Origin of the sequence: Mesorhizobium sp. M0018, assembly GCF_040323955.1 — a bacterium.
Classification (GTDB): Bacteria; Pseudomonadota; Alphaproteobacteria; order Rhizobiales; family Rhizobiaceae; genus Mesorhizobium.
Genome location: NZ_JAMYVL010000025.1, coordinates 18,616 through 34,099, shown reverse-complemented (window position 1 = coordinate 34,099; position 15,484 = coordinate 18,616). Strand labels below are relative to the sequence as shown.

Sequence of the window (15,484 nt, the reverse complement as noted above, 5' to 3'; positions counted from 1 at the left end):
ATCATGGGTCGCGAGGACATTCTTCTCGTCGGCTCAGGCAACACGCAAGGCGTCGTGAAACAGAGCTATCCGGTTTACGAGCCACGCACGCACATCACCTCCGGCAGCTACTCCTCGATGGGTTGGGCGCTGCCGGCTGCCCTCGGCGCCAAGCTCGCCTGCCCGGACCGAAAGGTCTGCGTCATCCTCGGTGACGGCGACTTCATGATGTCGATGCAAGAGATGGCGGTGGCAGCGATGCACAACATCCCGATCATCGTCGTCGTGCAAAACAATTCCGGCTACATGGCGATCCGCAGCGGACAGCGAAAGATCCTCGGCCGCCATGCCGCCAGCGAATTCAATATGGGCAATGGCGGCGCCTACTCGCCGCAATTCGCTGAAATTGCCAAGAGCTTCGGCATCGACTCCTGGCGCGTCGAGAGCGCCGACAAGCTGAAACCGGCCCTGGGCTGCATTTTCGGAACTGACCCTACAGGACGCCCCGCAACGTCAACGCGCCTTGGTAGGCCGGCAGGAGCTGCTTACTGACAAGATGGCCGGGTGGTCTTCGGCTAGCCGGTCCAACAGCTTACGCGAAGCTGCGATTACACGGCGGGTTTCGTCGATGGTCTGCCGAAGGTCTTCGATGTCTGCGCGCGCGCGGCGCTCATTCAATCGAGCAGCTACTATTTCAGACTTGTCCCAGGCCGAAAGCATTTTGAAGACGTCTAGCGCTCCCGCAGCTCAAACTTGAGCATTGCCTCTGCGAACCTGTGGCCGCTTTCGTCGCGTACCTTCATCACAAACTCTCGATAGAGACCATCCGGCAGCTTATCTTTGGTGATTTCGACCAAGGCTCTTACCGCCTCTTGGTTTGCAGCTTCGAGGTTGGGCAGATATGTGCCTTCCAGGTCTGGGAAGACTTGGCCGGTGTCGGTGAAGAAGAAAAAGCGAGGCATTCCTACAAACACACCATGGCGGGAATGGTTCACGCTTGCCTAGCAATTGGTTGGTCAGCAGGCCTTTGTCGCTCTAAATCACGCCGACCGATAACAACCATGGACTGACCTCCAATGTCCGCGACATTTGGTTAAAAACGTACGCGCCAAGACTCATCGCCGCGATCGGCTTAGAATTACTTCCGAAAGGAGCGCTCTTATGCTGCCATTGCCCCACGCCGTCGATCCGAAGGTAGTTGCTGAGGTCAATAGTCTGCTAGACGATCACGCGGGGGCGGTGCCAGTGCCCGTTCACAAACTGGCGGCGGTTGTCCGGCTGCGCCTCAAAAGCCATCTTTCCATCGCGACTATCGAGGAGCTGATCGTGGACGAAGCCGAGTGTCGCCACCTGCCCATGCTGTTCGAACTGCCGGGAACGGAAGCGGCTGTAGTTTCATCTGCTCTGAGTCGCGCGACTTGAAGGTTTAGGGGCTCGGGCATTCGGCTCTGGCAGGAGAGCCCACCGCGCGTCCGCCCCAATGGTGACAGCCTATGACCAGCAGCAGCTCAACTAGTGGTACGGCCTATCCTGGCGACCTGATTCTGTTGAAGCAGGTCTTTGATCGTGTATGCGCCGAGCAAGACATTCCAGTAGGAAGCGAGCAGGCGGAGCGCCTGAGCGTGAGCGCAATGGCACTTTTCTCGGACGGCGAGTTCGACGAGGCCGTTCTCTACGAACACCTTCGGTTTGTTGCCCGCTCCCTGCCGAGAAGGGACCGAGCATGACCCACCATGATTCGGATGGTCGGCGGGTTCGTGCCGCCCTACTTACCCCCATGGCAACCCATTGGTTCGTCCCTCCGGTGTTCGTGAAGACTGAAACCGGCGACAGGCGTGGCTGCAACAATGCCAAGGCAGCCCTTGAGCAGCTCAAGAGGTGGACCCGGAGAGGACCTCGCTGGCAAAAGGCGGTGACCCTCTGCCTGTCAGATCTGGAGGGCGATCCGATTGACCCTCAGGTGGTACGAAAGGCCTTCGAGGCTGCCGCTAAGGAAGCCAAGATGTGTCTTTCCCCGTAGGAGGGGCTGAAATTTCTCCCAATATTCAGTCCTTTATTTCGTATGATTCGAAGATTGATTTTTCCGTGGAGTGACCCATAAGATGGCCGCTTGGGTTCTCGCCGAGGTGGGAGGCCTCGTATGAAGTTTTTGACGAAACCGCCGACCCGACATAATGACTGCACATGAGCTTGTTGAACAGCTGATCCTACAGGCCCGTCGCGGCCAAATCATCTCCATAAAAGATACCATTGCAGCGGTGCGCCGAGACGGGCCACATCTGGCGGAAACTGACTGCGAGTTGGTGGAGCTTATTGTCAATGTTGCCCCAGCCTTTGGCCTGTTTGTCGGGTTCGATCTTCGTGAATAGCCGCATGGCAAGCCATTGGTTGTCCCCTCCAGTCTACGGCAGGACCGACAGCACCCAGGTTGGGACGAAAGGCGAATCGGGGCGCGCTCTATAGGTCGAGAGGGGTACGGGGGTTTTCGCGCGAGCCAATTACCCGATCATCCGATCAGAAACTCCAGCTAAAAAATGCTGACTGTTGCGGCCTAGCACCGTGCCAATTTGTACGACTCGTACATGGCCTTGATGTCGCTCAGGCAGGGAGTAAAGTCCACTTCGGCGTGTGCCTGGGGAGGGCTGGATGAGCGTCGCGCAAAGGGTAGGTCCGCTTTTAGGGCAAGCAATCAACGTACTCCTCAACAGGGCGGACCGTGGCGACACGGTCTCGATCAAAGTGGCGCTACGCGAAGCGCGGGAGGCTGCGCCTTATTTGGTGGCCTCCGACGAAGAATTAACCGAGGCGATAGTCGAGGCAGCAACGGCCATGGGCCTCTACGTGGCTTTCGACGGTCGCGAGTAGCTGTCAGCCAAACTTCAGTCACTGTGGCATGGCGACGGAGGCGCGCCGCCCTGCGCCAATTCCAACGGTCAGAGGTAATCCGCAATTACCTTCGCAACCTGCTGAATCTGCCTGTACAACGGGAACTGCCGGCTGAGCAAAGGTATTTGCTGGAGGAACTTGATAAGGTCGACAAAGAGTGACCGCATGGCTCGCCACTGGTTCAACCCTCCGGTCCCGGTCAAGACCGAGCGTCCCGGGATCATCCGCAACGTCAACAACGCCGAGACGGCCGGCGAGGAGCTGATGAAGTGGACCAAGCGTGGCCCTTGGTGGCACCTCGCGGTGCGCGTTTGTATGGCCGTGATATTCGACGAGATGGAACCTGAGGAGGCTCGTAAGGCATTCCTGGCTGCTGCAAAAGAGGAGGGGACGTTACGGTCCTCAGATTAGAGCTGGTGATTGAAAGTTTATCAAAACTCGCGATCGGAAGCTGGTTACTGAGGGAGTCCCCTCCAATTTCCACCCAATGGCAACCCATTGGTTCTCCCCTCCGGTGTACGTCACCGACCGACGTGGGGCCACCTACGCGTGCAACAATGTCGAGGATGCCGCCGAGGAACTTATGAAGTGGACCAGGATGGGACCTAAGTGGAGGAAGGCTGTGCAACTATGCATAGAAGCCCTCCAGGACCGTGTGATTCCGGAAGAGGTCCGTCAGGCTTTCGAGGCTGCTGCCAAGGAGGAGGGGGTGTTACGCTCCTCTGGTTAGGTCTCCTGTGTCCCTGTGCCCCTCGGCTACACCCTGAGGAGAAGTTCAGGGGAGCCTTGGGGATACCGGCCTAATCGTCACTCCATGTCGGGCACGTCGTTCCGAACCAAAGAGCGTCGTCGGCTCGCCGTATTCGTCCAGCGCCGGGTTAGCATCACGCGACCACGCAATGACATCGGCATGTTTCGTCGCCAGAGCTTTGGCGGTCCTTATCGCTCGGTCTTCGGTCTGCTGCTCGGCTGGCCCATAGGCTGCCTGGAAGTCGCCGCTCTCATCGCGGGTCGAAGGCGGTGACGACAATCAGCTTGGGGGCCTTCTGCTGAAGAAGGAAGCTGTCTGACATGTTGGTGCCTTTCGGATTGGTGAAGCCTAAGCAGAGGGCATGAAAGTGACAGGCGAAACAAGCGCCGACTCGACATAGAGTAAATGCGGGATCATCGTCCTCACGCACCAACTAGGTGGGGAGAAAAAAGCGTTGCTGCCTCAGCCAACGATCTGCTGATCGCATTCGGGTGAATGAGGGTGCTACACCTGAAGGGAATCGGCCGCACACACGCGTGTCGCAGGCGATGACCAGCACAGTCGGCCTTGGAGTAATCTAGCGTCAAATAATCATTGTTTGCAATTGCGCAGGCCGAATTTTCCAAATAGGAACGCCGGAGATCAACAAGGGAACGATTTTGATGGATGAAGCAATTGGGCAGCGAAGGGCTGATCTGCTAGGGATGACAGCAGATATCGTCGCAGCCTATGTCCAGAGCAACGCAACGCCCGTGGCGGATCTGCCGAATTTGATCGCCAGTGTTAATTCTGCGTTGTCTGGCCTGGCTGAGCCGGTCGCTGCAGCATCGCCAATACTGACGCCCGCGGTAAATCCTAAGAAGTCGATCTTTCCCGATCACATTATAAGCCTTGAGAACGGGCGCAAGTTCAAGTCGATGAAGCGCCACCTGGGCTTGCTTGGCATGACACCTGATGAGTACAGAGCCAAGTGGGGTTTGGCGTGGGACTATCCTATGGTAGCGCCCAGCTATGCGGCTCAGCGGTCTGCGCTTGCCAAAGCTGCCGGTCTCGGCCGCAAGGCGGTTGACAAAACGCCGCCAAAGAAAGCACCAGCAAAGCGCAAGACCAAAGCCTGACAGTGCACGAATTCGGGCCATGCCATTAGGTCTAGATGGTCTAGGTGGCCTGGCTGAGAATGAGCTGCCTGGCTTCGCGGTTCAGTAAGCGCCGCTCACGCCACAACACAAGCTTCTGCACGGCTTGCGTCTTCACGTCCTCGTATCCTGACGGGGCAGGGGAGGTCGATCAATGTGCGATCGACAAGTCGAGCCGATACATCGTCGCCCTCGACAGACAATCAAATCATATCGACAAAATCGCACTACATCGATACGTCACACTCTGCTCGATGCCACTAAGCAACAAAGCCGCTGAATCCAGCAGCGCTCCGTGCTTCAAGGGCATGCCCATACGGGTGCTGGGCAAGCCTAAATTTCTTCCCCGAGCAGTATCCTGGCCTCCTTGGCCGCAGCGATGAACGCCTGGCGCGCTATCCTTGGTGGTTTTTCTCCACGGATTACGGCAAGGCATGCTTCGATTGCGGCGAGCCGCGACTTGCCCGCCGGCCTCGGCCAATCCCTCAATAGAACTTCGGCCGCGTCGGATACTGATGCAACAACTCTGTCGCGATCGATCCGGCCGGGTTGAACGACGACGGGCTTTCTGAAACGTCTCGTACGCACGACAGCCTCCAAGAACAAGATATGTTAGCTTCCGGTGATCCTTTGCGCCACATCAAACTTCGGCAAGTAGTCGACCGTGAACAATCCGCGCTCTAGCGGCGACCGGCTTGGGCCGGAGTTGAAGCAGAGCGATCAAGAGCGACAAAGACCCTTCAGCCACCTGAGCATCGCGCGCCACCGCGTTGCGTCTTCTCTCAGCTTCGATAGTTGGGGTCTTCGCGCCGAGAAGCCGCGACGCCCGCCCGGCGTTGCGTATAAGATGACCGGGCAGGCGAAAAACCTGCATGTGGTTCTCCTATGATTTGAGCTTCGCAACCCGAGTTGCGGAGAACCCCTCCTCAACTGCAGGAATCTCATATCTGTCTGAGCTCGGTCACTCTGGCACGATGATCACGGAGGGCAATGCCGCGACGCAACTACGCCGGTGGAGATTCCTTCGGAGCCGAAACCTTTCAACAAAACCGGCTCCACAAACGGGTTCGGCGCCTACGTGGCTTTCATGCCCAAGACAAGGATCGGCATCCTGATGTTGGCGAATGGCGCTCCACAACCATGCAGGAGACGCCCTGATGGCTCAGAAGCGATGCGGCGGTCAGGCTGTTTAAGCGCCCACCAACGATAACAATTGGGGTTGTGCTTTCCACGGGGATATTCCGTTGACTGGATCAATCCGATATTTTGTTTGGCCAAAATACACGCAGACCCTGCTCATCGACATGACACGGTGGATCTCGATCCGTTATTCGGGGTCGCGGTCGAGATGGTGGACCTTGGTCGGCTCCCCCCTGGTGAGGCGGTCGTCGCTTGCATGTCGGCCCAATAGGAAATGTCGTGAACCACGTTTCGCGGAAGCGCGCCTCACGATCCAGCCGTTGTGCTCCAGTGACTGGAGCACCGGAAGCATACTCTGCGGTTGACAAAGACAGCACGCGCAAGCTGGGCGTTCGAATCGCTTCACCCGCCCAGCAGGGCACAACCCACGCCGGAAACGAACTCAAAAATGGATAGAAACTGGGCAACGTCAAGCGTCAAGCCGCACCCAGGCAGGTGACCATCACCACGAATAAGAACGCAAAAAATCAGTGCAGTCATAGACGTCCCCAACTTGCCAACGACAAGATAGTCAGATGGTCGAGGTGGTAAGCTTGGCGGTGGTCAGATGGACCAAGCGCGGTCCTAAATGGAATAAAGCGGAAAGGGTGTGCATGGCGGCACTAGCCGGCGAGCTATCACCCGACGACGCCCGCATCGGTTTCAAGGCTGCCGCCATCGAGAAGAAGATGCTGGTCGCGGGTGATCCTTGACGGGACGGACGCTTGAGGCACGATCCCCACCTTAGCGCGACAATCGAAATCGTAATGCCGACGTTGAGCGACAATGAAGTACCGCACCGACTCCGTGGCTACTGGCCATCGTGGCAAGGACCACGATGCGCCTGACAAGGCCCAGGGTAACCAAAGCCCCGCTCCGGCGTTGGGGCGAGGGCGGGGGACCCTTTGGCCGGAGCGGGGTTAGGCTAGGTGGTCACCCCGTGGCAAGCAAAGGCGACCCCAGTTGAGATTAGCGGATTTTGTGGCGCTTTCAATATTTCAATATCCGTGACTGAGTGCCTATCGCCTCAGCGGCGCTGGTAAGGAATCGGGCTTCTCGCAAGAGCGAGTCCCAGTTGAGGTTGCCCAATAGGTTGATGAGATCGCGCGCCTGTTCGACGGTGATCCCCGTTTCTTTGACCAGCCGCAGAATGACCAGGTCGTGCATCGGCGGTGGATTGGCGACTTCGCCGGCATCGCAGAACCTTCCAGCGGCAGCCCAAATCATCGGGACGAGGTAGAGCGTCTGCAATAATAGGCAAGAAGGACATTCTACAGGCGGACGTTTGTACCTGCTCCACTCAACCGGCTGGGTGATTAGCATGAGGCTTAGGCTGTGGTGCATGAGCACGCGGTAGCTGCGTAAGCTTCGCTACACCAGCGCACTCGGTCGTGCGCATTGGCACGCTGGCATGTGCATCGGTGGCGGCAACCGGCAGGGTGGGTGGTTTCAGAGATTGAGTACAGAAAAGGCCAGGAATAAATCGGGAGCGACTGTTCACGCGTTGTCCTCGACACGCTTGCCCTCCGCATCCGTCCCTTTGATCTCGGTAGTCCACGCGTCGGTGGGCGCCGATTGCTGGCGGATTGCGTGTTTCAGAAATTCGCGGACACCCATTCCGCTAATTCGCGGACAGCGATTTCAGTAATTACGGGACCGTGATTCCGCTAATTCCCGGACAGTTTTCAGGGCGGATAACGGTCGGTTCTCGGGAGCACCGTTCTGGCATTTTGCCCTCTCATCATCGGGTTGAGAGAGGCCATGCCAAGACGGAAGCAAGCGAGACGAACGACAGTGAAAGACCTACAATCAATCCTGCGCCTGACGCATGAGCAGGGTCCTGGCCCGGCTGCGCAACCGGCGCTTCTTCAGTCTCGGCGATCTCAACGCCGCGATCGCGGTGTTGCTGGAGGATTTGAACAATCGCCCCATGCGCCACGTGGCAAAAGCCGCCGGGAGCTGTTCGAGGAGATCGAACGAACGGCCCTGTCGCCGCTGCCGCCGGCGCCGTTCGAATATGCGGAGTGGAAATCGGCGAAGGTGCATCCCGACTACCATGTCGAGATCGACAGGACCTTCTACTCGGTGCCGCACGCGCTGATCGGGCGGCGCGTGGATGTGCGGCTCACCCATCGGGTGGTCGAGCTCTTCCATGATCACAAGCGCGTCGCCAGCCATGTCCGCCGCTCGCAGCGCTGCGGCCATGTCACCGTCAACGAGCACATGCCCAAGGCGCATCAGCGCTATGCCAACACGACGCCGGCGAACCTGATCCGGCAGGCAGCCGGGATCGGCGCCAACACCGCCATCCTGGTCGAGCGGATGATGCGCGACCGTCCCCATCCCGAGCAGGGATACCGTTCCGCGTTTGGCATCCTCTCGCTGGCCCGTCGCTACGAGCGGGATAGGCTCGAGGCGGCCTGCGAGCGGGCGCTGGCCATCAATGCGATCACCTACTCCTCCGTCAACGCCATCCTCAAATCCGGCCTCGACCGCGTGCCGCCCGCGGCCGAGCCGGCCAAACCCACGCCATCGCACACCAACATCCGCGGCGGCTCCTATTATCAGTGAAGGAAGGAAACCAACCATGCTGACACATCCAACCCTCGACCAGATGCAGGCTCTCGGCCTTGGCGGAATGGCCGCCGCCTATCGGGACCTGGCCGACCAGAGCAACGCCGACGATCTCAGTCGCGACGAGTGGCTTGGCCTGATGCTCGATCGTGAAGCCGCCAGGCGTGCCGACAAGCGTGTGACCAACCATCTCGCCGTTGCCAGGCTGCGCTTTGCCGATGCCTGCATCGAGAATATCGACTTCGCCGCACATCGCGGGCTCGACCGGCGCAATACGCTATCGCTCGCCCATGGCGCCTGGCTGAACGCGCATGAAAACCTCATCATCACCGGGCAGACCGGCACCGGAAAGACCTGGCTGGCCTGCGCCTTCGGACGTCAGGCCGCCCGGCTCGACCATTCCGTGCTCTACCTGCGCATGCCGCGTCTGTTCGAAGATCTCGCCCTGGCGCGTCTGGACGGCCGCTTTCCCCGTCTCATCGACAAACTGGCTCGGGTGCAACTGCTCATCCTCGACGACTGGGGCACCCACAGCCTGACCGACCAGCAGCGTCTCGATCTGCTGGAAATCTTCGAGGAGCGCTACCGCCGGAAATCGACGCTGATCACCGCGCAACTACCAATCGCCCAGTGGCATGCCATGATCGGCGAGCCGACAATCGCCGACGCCATTCTCGACCGGATCGTCCACAACGCCCATCGCGTCACCCTCGAAGGCGACAGCATGAGAAAGCAAAAAACACCGCCGCTCTTGACCGGGGCCAAAACGCTTAGCACGAATGGTTAATCCTTCGAACTGGCCACAACCTTCGCCAATTGCCCGGCATAGTGTCGCCGGTGGCAAGGGCATGGTTCAGCCAAGGATGAGACCAACCAACAGAACGGTAATAATAAAGGACAACACGACGGCAAGTAGCCCGCGTGCTTCCAAAGTGTTGGTTTGCCAAGCTTTCGTCGGGCGCCTCCGGTTTGAATTGCCGTTTCGCGAAACGAACTTCATCGGGCACCGGATCGGACGCGGAGCCGGCTTGAACTTGGCAAAGCGTTCCTCTTCATCGGCCCGGAAGGCATCTCCGCGAAACTCCGGAGCACCGTATGCGCGGCGCCGGCCTGCCTTTCATCGACGCGGGCCATCACCAGTACGACACCTTCTGCGATCTTCGGCTTGCGCGGCTTCTGGGCAAAATTGGCGAAAGTTCCGAGAAGCACGCCGGCAAAGCCGCCCCACGCCGCACCGACCAGGGCCATGCCGGTCATCCCCGCAGGATCAACGTCTTGAACTCCAAAAGCGCTGAAGCCGGCCAATAGACCAGCCGTGGCGCCAAGTGCGGCACCAGCAATCGCACCCCGCCAGAGAGCGCTCATCTCATCGTCGTAATATCCAGCAACGCTGATCGGTTCATCATTGTCGTTGTAAGATCCGACCACGCTGATTTGCCGGCGACGAATCCCGGCAGCCTGAAGCCTGGCCACGGCACGTGCTGCCTGGGCATGGGAATTGAACAGTCTGCTGATTGTTTGCATTTACGCCCAGGCCCGATGCCCGTTCGGAGCGTCGGGCCTCTCCTCCCTGGCTTGAACTCTTCCGCCCGGACGCATCTTCGTCGCGCCAAAGCTCACCACAACGTGAGCCAGCCGGCTACGTTCCTCAGCCGGGGCTTCGGTCCAATCCTGGAGTATCTTGCTTGGGACCTAAGTCTGACCAGCTTGGGCGTGCTGAGGCCATGCCGAGCGGGGACGGTCGCCGGCTTGAAGAGAGGGCTCTGATGCTATCGCAGACCCAAAAAGCTCAAAATGGCGATTACGATCACGATCGCGCCGACCAGCCAGATAATGTTGTTCATGATTACGCTCCTTCGCCTACGGGCTGGGCACGCCGAGGCGAAGCCCGCCACGCAAGTAGAACATCAGATATGGCTAAAGCATCCTCGCGGGCCTCGCTGTCGAAAGAGCCCACCGCACCAGTCGGCACGGGCGACGCAGAGTTTCACCCCGGTGGGGGCAGAAGACGGCGTTGCGTCCAAGGCTCAGCTGATGCTTCTGGACCAGTTGTCAACCTGGCGCTCTGCCTCTTCCTTGGCGATGCCATATCGCTCCTGGATACGCCCCAAGAGCTGGTCCCGGTTGCCCTCGATCCGATCAAGATCATCGTCGGTGAGGTCACCCCACTGCTCCTTCGCCTTGCCTTTGAACTGCGTCCATTTTCCCTTGATTTGATCCCAGTTCATATGTTCCTCCTTGCTTCCTGGGCCCGCACTGAAGCGGAGCGCGGACCGATCGGCATTGCAATGTCGGTGACGAATGAAGATTAGCAGCCGCTAAAAGTTCCGGTGCCGGCGCAAAAAGCCCGCCGTGCCCGTGCCTGACTGTGAGCTGATGTTGATGATGCCTGGAGCTTGATGCTCTTTCGCGGCACTATCTTATGCCGTTGAAGGCGCTGAGCTTCTTGCTGGTTGGCCTTGACTGGCAAGCCTCGAAAGGCTGCCCAGCAGCATTGTTCTGTCCTTGCCGATCATCAGCACGCCGCTGTCGGGCGCCAACAGTGCCGAGAACGGCAGCATCGCCGCGCCGATCGGCGAAGCCTCGGGGCCGAATTGTCCCGAGACGATTTCCGGCGCCACGATGCCGATGGCGCTGATCCTGTTGAACTGGGTCTGCACCTTTGCCAGCAGCTCGAGATGAATCGGCCGCGGCAGGATGCTGTCGAGGACGATCGCCTCGATGTCGATGACGGAGGTGATGGCGATGATCGCCTCGACCAGCGCATTGGCACAATCGTCGATCCATTCGGACAGCGGCTCGCGCGCCCCCGGCGGCAAGGGATCGAGTTCGCGCACGCGCGAGCGACCGTCGCAGATTGAAGGTAGTGGCGAACTCGGCCGGTGTCTGCCAGGCGATTTGGGAATGCGGCCGCGCGGTGTTGTGTAGTCGGCGCGCCACAGGGCGATGCGACGCGTGCCTGAGCCAGCGAAGTAAACAGCGTCTCGTTGAGCAGTTCATCGCGCAGTCGGCCGTTGAAGCTCTCGATGAAGCCATTATCCGGCATGATGTTCTTGGTGCCATCGTTTGTTCGGTACGTCAGGTTCGGTAAGCTTGGCGCATCCGGGCCACGGGGCACCGGGAGCACGCTAGTGCGGGCAGGTCCGTCGTATGCAGATGAACTGCGAGTTCGAGCACATTATCTGGCCGCCCCTACGACTCGCCCGGATGCGCTGCGAGCGCGGATCCGTATTTGTCGTGTTGCCCGCTCGCTCCCTGTTCGTGACCAACGATGGAGGGAGCCGTGCGTATTATCGGCATGGACATACACCGCGTTGTAATGGCATTCGACGCGGTTCTGATCCGCCCAGGAGAGGATGGCGTTCGAGGTGAACTCGCTGCCATTGGCGGGGGCGAGCAAGCAAAGCAGGTAGTCTCGAGAATAGTATTTGCTCGCCGTACCTCCGCGTGGCTCGCCGAACCAGACTTCGCAATCGGCCTGGTCCCAGCCCCAGAGGCACGTCGCCCACGCCGTTGACGCAGAATACGATGTTCGGGTTTGCTGTTTTTTGGGTCTGAGAGTTGTGGGAAGGGCTACGCCGCCCGCGGTATGCGCGACGTGAACGTTGCCCTGGACACCGATACGCTCGTGCCGTTGGCGTCGCTGATAACATCCACCCGGGCCTCGAGCTGCTTCACCAGTGCCTCCACGATGGCTGTTCCCAAGCCGCTATTTGGTGCGCGGCCGGCTGGCTTGCCGGTGCCATTGTCGGAGACCGTCAGTTTCCAGTCGCTGCCATTGGTCTCGTAAGACACCTGGATCAGGGCTGCGGTCTTCTCCCGGGGGAACGCATATTTGATCGCGTTGAGGATAAGTTCGGTGACGATCAGCCCGAAGCTGACCGCCTTCTGCGAGTCGATCCTGCCGGCTTCCGCGGTGACTTTGACGGCGATCGGCTGTGCATCCCCGATCATCGACGAGGCCAGACTGCTGCACAGCTTCGGCAGATAGGAGCCGACGTCGATTTCGTCGATGCCTGCTGAGGTGTGGAGATGGCGCTGCACTTCAGCCACCGACATGACCCGCTGGTGGGCATCTTTCAGATGCTGGCGGGTTTCCTCGGAGGTGACCGAACGGGCCTTCAGCAACAGGATGCTGGCGATAATCTGCAGGCTGTTGGCAACCCGATGCTCCATCTCACGTAGTAGCACATCCTTTTGCCGCAACAGGTCTTCGGTGCGGCCGAGAAGCTCTTCCTTCTCCCGCTCGATGACACGCCGCGCCGTTATGTCGTTGAAGGCGAGAAGGATGGTGACGGCCGAATTGTGGTCGTAAAGTACCTTTCGCGCGTTGAGCAGCATCGTGCGTTTGCCGATGTTGGGGAAATCATACTCGACCTCGAAGCCGTCCATGGCGGTCTTCTCAGGGATGATCGTCTCTAGGAGCAGGCGCAGTGCCGGAATGTCCCACTGGCCGTCGCCTAGCGCATAGAGAAGGGCGCCGTGTGTCTCCTCGGGGTCGACCTTGAAGGTCTGATAGAAAGAGCGGCTGGCCGCCAGCACATGAAACTTTTCGTCGAGGACGAGGAACGGTTCGGCGATCGTGTTGACGATGGCCTGCGACAGCGTCTGCGCGTCCTCGATATTCGCAATTGGGTGGAACAAGGCTCAAGGCCGATCTGGAGGCGCCTTCGCCTCCTCTTCGGCCCTTGTTACACACTTGACGGCTCGTGTCGCGGATTGAATCTAACCGGCGCAGCACGACAACGTGCGAGCCGGACTGTTCGCTGAATCCGGCAAGCGCGCGTAGACCCACTGATGTTGCACGCCAGCTAAATATGCCCGATATCATGGCGGCTGGCAGGGCGAGGTATTCAGTGGCGGCAAATCGTCTAAACGGAATTTACCCATCAGAGCCCGGGCTGGTGGGCATTCCGTTCGCCCCCAATGCCCGTCCGCGCACTTCATTGCCCACCGTCGCTACCATCGTGACGGCGGTTGCGGCGCTGTATTTCGGGCGCGAAGTGTTCCTGCCGATCGCTATTGCGCTGCTTTTGACCTTCGCGCTCGCGCCCGTGGTGTCGGCTCTGAAGCGCGTCGGCATTCCCCGCCTTCCTGCCGTCATCGTCAGTGTGCTCGGTGCATTCGCGGCACTCGCTCTGTTCTCCTTCATTGCCGCGTCGCAGGTCAGCGAACTGGCGCAGAACATCCCGGCCTACCAGACAAATATCCTGACCAAGATCCGCTCGCTCAAGGAAACCGGGGCAGGAGGAGGGATCATTGCCAGATTGAGTCAGGTGATCCAGCGCGTCGGGCAGGAGATCGATCTGCAGGAACCGTCACCGCCCGCCGCCGACGCGCCGAGGCCCGAGCCCGTGCCGGTCGAGATCGTCGCGAGAGAACGGCCACTCGAGATCCTGCAGAACCTCATGGGTCCGTTGATCAGCCCGCTGGCCTCGGCGGTTCTGATCGTCGTTGTCGTCATCTTCATGCTGCTGGAGCGCGAGGATCTGCGCGATCGTTTCATCCGCCTAGTCGGCTATGGTGATCTGCACCGCACCACCCAGGCGCTGCAGGATGCCGGCAAGCGCGTCGGCCAGTATCTGCTGATGCAGCTGGTCCTCAATATCGTCTATGCCATACCGATCGCTATCGGGCTCTGGATTCTGGGCATCCCCAATGCGCTGCTGTGGGGCCTGCTGGCGCTGGCGCTGCGCTTCGTTCCATATATCGGCCCGGTCATCGGGGCGCTCGTACCACTGTTCCTGGCGCTGGCGGTGGCGCCCGGTTGGTCGCTAGTGCTGTGGACCGCCGCCCTCTTCATGGTGATGGAGTTGCTCACCGGAAATGTCATCGAACCCTGGCTTTATGGCGCGCGCACGGGACTCTCGCCATTGGCCATCATCGTTGCGGCGATCTTCTGGACTTGGCTGTGGGGCCCGCTCGGCCTGGTCCTGTCGACGCCCCTCACCGTCTGTCTGGTTGTGCTCGGCAGGCACGTGCCGCAGTTCGAATTCCTCGACGTGCTGTTCGGCAACCAGCCAGTGCTCGAACCGCATGCCCGGCTTTACCAGCGGCTCCTGGCCGGCGATCCGGACGAAGCCACCGACCACGCCGAAGAGATGCTTGAGAAATATCTGGTCGAGTTCTACGACAAGATCGTCATTCCCGCTTTGTTGCTCGGCGAGCAGGATCGTGTCCGCGGCGTCATGGACGACCAGCAGAGACGGCAGATGGCAGCCAGCGCGCTGACGCTGGTGGCAAATCTCGACGACAGCGCACACGAAGAAGCGGTCGAAGAGGATGAGCCGGCTTTCGCCGAGTATGGCAAGACGGATGTGGGAAAGGAAACAGCCGGGGAGGGCAAGGAAGCCGAGGACGAGATCGAACTGCCTAACGGCGTCGGCATGTCAGTGCTGTGTTGCGGCGGGCGCGGCGAGCTTGATGATGCCGCCGCTGCCATGCTGGCGCAGGTGCTCGAAGTTCAAGGCGCGACGGTGTCGACGGCGGGCTTCGCCGATATGGACCCGGCGAGCATTCGCCGGCTCGATCTTGCCGCTGTCGATACCGTCGTTGTCGGCTTCCTCAACCCCGATTCCGTCAAGCACGCCCGCTTCCTGGCGCGCCGGCTGAAGCGCGCCAGGCCGGCGCTCAGGGTTGGCATCGCGTTCTGGTCGGAGGCCGGCAACGACGACAGCCAGGCGGCGGCAGCACTGGCCGGCGACATCAATGCCGATTTCGTTGCCCATAGCATCGTCGATGCAGTGCGCGGCGCGCTGTCAAGCGAGCCGCCGGTAGCGCTCAAGCTCGCAGCCAAGCGTCGCTTGCGCCGGCAGCCGTCCGTCACGAAGAAAGCGCCGCTTGCGGTTGCAAGCTGAGGCCGCGGCGACGACACCGCGGGGCACTCCTGGCGCGCGGGTTATTGATCCCAGCGATGGCCAGCGGTCAGGCAGACAGCTGCTCAACACCAGTACGGCGAACGAAGAACCGACCGCACAGC

At 60.0% G+C, this 15,484-nt stretch carries 20 protein-coding genes and 3 pseudogenes; 14 read left to right on the top strand and 9 right to left on the bottom strand.

The window, feature by feature from the left end; all coding sequences use genetic code 11:
- The first annotated feature begins 3 nt into the window (after window positions 1–3).
- Window positions 4–531: a thiamine pyrophosphate-dependent enzyme gene (locus NKJ81_RS27080; protein WP_352542288.1), complete on the top strand. Its 528-nt coding sequence runs from the start codon at window positions 4–6 to the stop codon at window positions 529–531.
- Window positions 532–710: 179 nt separating this feature from the next.
- Here NKJ81_RS27080 and NKJ81_RS27075 read toward each other — a convergent pair whose 3' ends face one another.
- Window positions 711–974: a DUF6894 family protein gene (locus NKJ81_RS27075; RefSeq protein ID WP_352542287.1), complete on the bottom strand. Its 264-nt coding sequence runs from the start codon at window positions 972–974 to the stop codon at window positions 711–713.
- A gap of 166 nt (window positions 975–1,140) precedes the next feature.
- On the opposite strand from NKJ81_RS27075, the gene NKJ81_RS27070 reads away from it, so the two are divergent.
- The 7 genes from NKJ81_RS27070 (at window position 1,141) to NKJ81_RS27040 (ending at window position 3,595) form a co-directional block, all read left to right on the top strand.
- Entirely contained in the window at window positions 1,141–1,401 is a 261-nt protein-coding gene (locus tag NKJ81_RS27070; RefSeq protein WP_352542286.1) for a hypothetical protein, read from the top strand.
- A 71-nt stretch (window positions 1,402–1,472) separates the two neighbouring features.
- Window positions 1,473–1,706: a hypothetical protein gene (locus NKJ81_RS27065; RefSeq protein WP_352542285.1), complete on the top strand. Its 234-nt coding sequence runs from the start codon at window positions 1,473–1,475 to the stop codon at window positions 1,704–1,706.
- Window positions 1,703–1,999: a DUF982 domain-containing protein gene (locus NKJ81_RS27060; RefSeq protein ID WP_352542284.1), complete on the top strand. Its 297-nt coding sequence runs from the start codon at window positions 1,703–1,705 to the stop codon at window positions 1,997–1,999. The genes NKJ81_RS27065 and NKJ81_RS27060 overlap by 4 nt, the downstream gene beginning before the upstream one ends.
- 154 nt (window positions 2,000–2,153) lie before the next feature.
- Complete coding sequence (locus tag NKJ81_RS27055; protein ID WP_352542283.1) at window positions 2,154–2,348, top strand: hypothetical protein; 195 nt, start codon at window positions 2,154–2,156, stop codon at window positions 2,346–2,348.
- 277 nt (window positions 2,349–2,625) lie between these two features.
- Complete coding sequence (locus tag NKJ81_RS27050) at window positions 2,626–2,844, top strand: hypothetical protein (protein WP_352542282.1); 219 nt, start codon at window positions 2,626–2,628, stop codon at window positions 2,842–2,844.
- A gap of 186 nt (window positions 2,845–3,030) precedes the next feature.
- Entirely contained in the window at window positions 3,031–3,276 is a 246-nt protein-coding gene (locus NKJ81_RS27045; protein WP_352542281.1) for a DUF982 domain-containing protein, read from the top strand.
- A gap of 76 nt (window positions 3,277–3,352) precedes the next feature.
- The gene (locus NKJ81_RS27040) at window positions 3,353–3,595 is read left to right on the top strand and encodes a DUF982 domain-containing protein (RefSeq protein WP_352542280.1); all 243 of its coding nucleotides are present in this window, start codon (window positions 3,353–3,355) and stop codon (window positions 3,593–3,595) included.
- 77 nt (window positions 3,596–3,672) lie between these two features.
- Here NKJ81_RS27040 and NKJ81_RS32740 read toward each other — a convergent pair.
- Window positions 3,673–3,938, bottom strand: a pseudogene (locus tag NKJ81_RS32740) (hypothetical protein).
- 340 nt (window positions 3,939–4,278) lie between these two features.
- Here NKJ81_RS32740 and NKJ81_RS27035 point away from each other — a divergent pair.
- Window positions 4,279–4,734, top strand: a complete 456-nt coding sequence (locus NKJ81_RS27035) for a Ros/MucR family transcriptional regulator (RefSeq protein WP_352542279.1) — start codon at window positions 4,279–4,281, stop codon at window positions 4,732–4,734.
- Between the two features lie 351 nt (window positions 4,735–5,085).
- Here the strand turns inward: NKJ81_RS27035 and NKJ81_RS27030 are convergent, their stop codons facing one another.
- Together NKJ81_RS27030 and NKJ81_RS27025 are read right to left on the bottom strand one after the other, a co-directional pair.
- Window positions 5,086–5,340, bottom strand: a complete 255-nt coding sequence (locus NKJ81_RS27030; protein ID WP_352542334.1) for a DUF982 domain-containing protein — start codon at window positions 5,338–5,340, stop codon at window positions 5,086–5,088.
- A gap of 497 nt (window positions 5,341–5,837) precedes the next feature.
- Window positions 5,838–5,984: an FAD-dependent monooxygenase gene (locus NKJ81_RS27025; RefSeq protein ID WP_352542278.1), complete on the bottom strand. Its 147-nt coding sequence runs from the start codon at window positions 5,982–5,984 to the stop codon at window positions 5,838–5,840.
- A 483-nt stretch (window positions 5,985–6,467) separates the two neighbouring features.
- On the opposite strand from NKJ81_RS27025, the gene NKJ81_RS27020 reads away from it, so the two are divergent.
- Entirely contained in the window at window positions 6,468–6,644 is a 177-nt protein-coding gene (locus tag NKJ81_RS27020; RefSeq protein WP_352542277.1) for a DUF982 domain-containing protein, read from the top strand.
- Between the two features lie 277 nt (window positions 6,645–6,921).
- On the opposite strand, the gene NKJ81_RS27015 is transcribed toward NKJ81_RS27020, so the two are convergent.
- Entirely contained in the window at window positions 6,922–7,182 is a 261-nt protein-coding gene (locus NKJ81_RS27015) for a hypothetical protein (protein ID WP_352542276.1), read from the bottom strand.
- Window positions 7,183–7,768: 586 nt separating this feature from the next.
- Between NKJ81_RS27015 and NKJ81_RS27010 the strand changes: the two are divergent.
- The 3 genes and pseudogenes from NKJ81_RS27010 to NKJ81_RS27000 all read left to right on the top strand — a co-directional run.
- A pseudogene (locus tag NKJ81_RS27010) lies at window positions 7,769–8,502 on the top strand (Mu transposase domain-containing protein); the annotation flags it as partial.
- Between the two features lie 16 nt (window positions 8,503–8,518).
- Complete coding sequence (istB, locus tag NKJ81_RS27005; RefSeq protein ID WP_352542275.1) at window positions 8,519–9,292, top strand: IS21-like element helper ATPase IstB; 774 nt, start codon at window positions 8,519–8,521, stop codon at window positions 9,290–9,292.
- Window positions 9,293–9,600: 308 nt separating this feature from the next.
- Window positions 9,601–9,813: a hypothetical protein gene (locus NKJ81_RS27000; RefSeq protein ID WP_352542274.1), complete on the top strand. Its 213-nt coding sequence runs from the start codon at window positions 9,601–9,603 to the stop codon at window positions 9,811–9,813.
- A gap of 719 nt (window positions 9,814–10,532) precedes the next feature.
- On the opposite strand, the gene NKJ81_RS26995 is transcribed toward NKJ81_RS27000, so the two are convergent.
- From NKJ81_RS26995 to NKJ81_RS26980, 4 genes and pseudogenes are all read right to left on the bottom strand, one after another.
- Entirely contained in the window at window positions 10,533–10,733 is a 201-nt protein-coding gene (locus NKJ81_RS26995; RefSeq protein WP_023719429.1) for a CsbD family protein, read from the bottom strand.
- Between the two features lie 192 nt (window positions 10,734–10,925).
- Entirely contained in the window at window positions 10,926–11,342 is a 417-nt protein-coding gene (locus tag NKJ81_RS26990; protein WP_352542337.1) for a hypothetical protein, read from the bottom strand.
- Between the two features lie 25 nt (window positions 11,343–11,367).
- Window positions 11,368–11,542 (bottom strand): annotated as a pseudogene (locus NKJ81_RS26985) (integrase core domain-containing protein); the annotation flags it as partial.
- Between the two features lie 536 nt (window positions 11,543–12,078).
- On the bottom strand, window positions 12,079–13,149 hold the full coding sequence (locus NKJ81_RS26980) for a sensor histidine kinase (protein ID WP_352542273.1): 1,071 nt from the start codon (window positions 13,147–13,149) through the stop codon (window positions 12,079–12,081).
- Window positions 13,150–13,361: 212 nt separating this feature from the next.
- Between NKJ81_RS26980 and NKJ81_RS26975 the strand changes: the two genes are divergently transcribed.
- Complete coding sequence (locus NKJ81_RS26975; RefSeq protein WP_352542272.1) at window positions 13,362–15,362, top strand: AI-2E family transporter; 2,001 nt, start codon at window positions 13,362–13,364, stop codon at window positions 15,360–15,362.
- Window positions 15,363–15,484 lie beyond the last annotated feature (122 nt).